This is a genomic window from Mycobacterium sp. TH-M106, assembly GCF_057473765.1.
This window is the reverse complement of record NZ_JBYCLE010000099.1, coordinates 1-3,028: the sequence shown is the minus strand read 5'-3', so window position 1 is coordinate 3,028 and position 3,028 is coordinate 1. Positions and strand designations below refer to the sequence as shown.

Below are 3,028 nucleotides of genomic sequence, written 5' to 3'. Positions count from 1 at the left end.
GGGCCGGTCGGGGCGGGCACGCTGTGGCGGGATGCCGTCGCGGACCGCCGCCCAGAACGTCGCCTCGTCGACGCACAGTTGGTCCCGCAGGATGTGGGCCCACATGCGTGCGCCGTAGCTGGTCCGGTTCGGCGGGTGCGAGACGCGGGTCCGCAAGATCCCGCCATCCGGCAACGCGAGCTCGTACGTGATGTGGTGCATCCCGGTGCGCCCGGTGGCATCGCGGACGCGTGCCCAGCCCTCGATTCGGCAGAACTTGTCGTGATCGGCTCGGGTCGGCGCCGGCCAACTCATGCCTGATGGGCGAGTTGGCCGGCGGTAAGCCATTCGGCCAACTCGTCGTCCGTGGACAAGGCAACCAACTGAACCAGCCACCAGTTGTTCGCATGGTTCGGCGCCGTCGACAGGTGGTCGACCCAGTCGGCTGCATACTCGCGTAGCGCGTCCACCATCTCGTCCACCGCCTCGTCGAAGCTTGACCCGTCCGCGGCGACCGGGGTGCCCGGGATGAAGACCGACCATCCCCCGGCTTCAGCGACGGCCTCCGGGCTGCGGGAGTAGGTCGCGAGTAGCTGCCGCAGCCGCGCGGCGTCGACGAGCGCGAACCCGGCCTGATCTCGTCGCAGCCCCGCCGGGAAACCGCGGGCGGCGGCGTCGAGAAGCTCGCGCAGGTGTGCACGCCCGTCGGTCATGCTGTCAAACCACACCGAAGCAGACACGTACATATTGTACGTCACGTACAGGACAGGTTGCTTTACGAGCCCAACTTCTCGGCCAGCCGCCGGTTCACCGGCTCGGGCAGCAGGTCCGACACGTCGCCGCCCATCGAGGCCACCTCCTTGGCCAGCGACGACGACACAAACGAATACCGCGGTGTGGTCGCCACGAAGAACGTGTCCACCCCGGCGATGTGCTTGTTCATCTGCGCCATCTGCAGTTCGTATTCGAAGTCGGTGCCGGTGCGCAGCCCCTTGACGATGGCGGTCAGCCCGCGGGCCCGGACGAAGTCGACCACCAGACCATCGCCCGGCTCCACCCGAAGGTTGGGCAGATGCGCGGTGGACTCCTGCAGCATCTCGATGCGCTCGTGCAGGCTGAACATGCCCTTCTTGGCCGGGTTGATCAGCACGGCCGCGATCACCTCGTCGAACTGCGCGGCGGCACGTTCCAGGACGTCGACGTGGCCCAGGGTCACCGGGTCAAACGAACCCGGGCATACCGCGCCGCTCATGACCGACGACGCTACACGCTTGCTCACAAGCGCTCGGCCAGCTGCAGCCGGGTGTCGCCGTAACGCCGCGACGGCCACGGCGTGAAACCGTCGGGCCAGCTCACCGCAGGACTCGATGCGGCCCGCTCGACGATCACGACGGTGCCCGGCCCGGCCCAGCCTCCGGAGACCAACAACAGCAGCACAGTGTCGATCTCGGCGGCAGCCGCGTCGTAGGGCGGGTCGGCCAGCACCAGATCCACCGGAGATTCGGCACCACCGGCCAGCACCGAAGACACCGGGGCCCGGCGCAGCGTCGCACCGGCCAATCCGAGGGCGGCGATGTTAGCGGCGACGGCCTCGGCCGCACCCCGATCCGACTCCACGAACAGCGCCGAAGAGGCACCCCGCGACAGCGCCTCCAACCCCAGCGCCCCGGACCCGGCGTAGAGGTCGAGCACCGAGATCCCGTTCAGCTCCATCCGCGCAGAGAGCACGTTGAACAAGGCCTCGCGCACCCGCTCGGTGGTTGGCCGGATGCCCCGCGGCGGAACCCTGATGCGCCGGCCGCCGGCGGCGCCGGCGACGATGCGGGTCAGTCGATCACCGCCAGCAGGTCGCCGCCTTCCACCTGTGCGGTGGCCGACACCGCCACCCGTTGCACGGTGCCGGCGGCCGGTGCGGTGATCGCAGCCTCCATCTTCATCGCCTCGATGGTGGCGACGGTCTGCCCGGCCTCAACGACGTCGCCGTCCGACACCCCCACGGTGACCACCCCGTCGAATGGTGCGGCGATGTGGCCTGGGTTGGTCCGGTCGGCTTTTTCGGCGACCGGGACGGTGCTGGCGATGCTGGCGTCGCGCACCTCTACCGGCCGCAGCTGGCCGTTGATGATGCACACGACCGTGCGCACGCCGCGCTCGTCGGGTTCGGAGACGGCCTCCAGGCCGATCAGCAGCTCCACTCCGCGTTCCAGCCGGACCCGGTGCTCCTCACCCTGGTGAAGGCCGTAGAAGAACTGGTTGGCCGATAGTTGCGAGGTGTCGCCGTAGCGTTCGCGGTGCGCTTCGAATTCCTTTGTCGGGCCAGGAAACAGCAGCCGGTTCAGAGCCGCCTGCCGCTTCGGTCCAGTCAGGGCCAGCAATGCCTCGTCGTCGGCGGAGAGCTGCTGCACGGGACGGGCCGGACCCCTGCCGGCCAGCGCGGTGCTGCGCAGCGGTTCCGGCCAGCCGCCGGGCGGGTCGCCCAACTCGCCTCGCAGAAATCCCAACACCGATTCCGGGATGTCCAGCAGCGCCGGGTCGGCGGCGAATTCGTCGGCACTCACTTCGGCGCCGACCAGCGCCAACGCCAAATCGCCGACCACCTTCGACGTCGGCGTGACTTTGATCAGCCGGCCGAGCACCCGGTCTGCGGCGGCGTAGCTCTCTTCGATCTCTTCGAACCGCTCCCCCAGGCCCAGCGCGATCGCCTGCTGACGCAGGTTGGACAACTGACCGCCGGGAATCTCATGGTTATACACCCGCCCGGTCGGGCCCGCCAGCCCGGATTCGAACGCCGCGTACTCCTTTCGCACCGCCTCCCAGTAGGGTTCCAGGTCGCAGACCGCAGTCAGCGACAGCCCGGTGTCGTAGCCGGTGTGGGCAGCGGCCGCCACTATCGAGCTCAGCGACGGCTGGCTGGTGGTGCCCGCCAGCGGGGCCGCCGCCCCGTCGACCGCGTCGGCTCCGGCGCGCCAGGCCGCCACATAGGTTGCCAGCTGCCCGCCGGGGGTGTCGTGGGTGTGCACGTGCACCGGCAGGTCGAAGCGGCTGCGCA

At 69.5% G+C, this 3,028-nt stretch carries 5 protein-coding genes; all 5 read right to left on the bottom strand.

Annotated elements, in window-relative coordinates; translation table 11 throughout:
• A partial coding sequence (locus AC2VOP_RS03305; RefSeq protein WP_486959646.1) for a cytotoxic translational repressor of toxin-antitoxin stability system occupies positions 1-294 on the bottom strand: 294 nt, incomplete at its 3' end.
• Positions 291-719: a prevent-host-death protein gene (locus AC2VOP_RS03300; RefSeq protein WP_486959645.1), complete on the bottom strand. Its 429-nt coding sequence runs from the start codon at positions 717-719 to the stop codon at positions 291-293. The genes AC2VOP_RS03300 and AC2VOP_RS03305, both read right to left, overlap by 4 nt.
• 35 nt (positions 720-754) lie before the next feature.
• Positions 755-1,231 (bottom strand): pantetheine-phosphate adenylyltransferase, encoded by a 477-nt coding sequence (gene coaD, locus AC2VOP_RS03295; protein ID WP_486959644.1) that lies wholly within the window; start codon positions 1,229-1,231, stop codon positions 755-757.
• 23 nt (positions 1,232-1,254) lie between these two features.
• Entirely contained in the window at positions 1,255-1,809 is a 555-nt protein-coding gene (gene rsmD, locus AC2VOP_RS03290) for a 16S rRNA (guanine(966)-N(2))-methyltransferase RsmD (RefSeq protein WP_486959647.1), read from the bottom strand.
• The coding region (locus AC2VOP_RS03285; RefSeq protein ID WP_486959643.1) for a biotin/lipoyl-containing protein at positions 1,806-3,028 on the bottom strand (1,223 nt) is incomplete at its 5' end. The genes AC2VOP_RS03285 and rsmD, both read right to left, overlap by 4 nt.

Excerpts from the sequence above, each read along its gene's own strand:
- coaD (WP_486959644.1), bottom strand. The coding sequence starts at position 1,231 with ATGAGCGGCGCGGTATGCCCGGGTTCGTTTGACCCGGTGACCCTGGGC.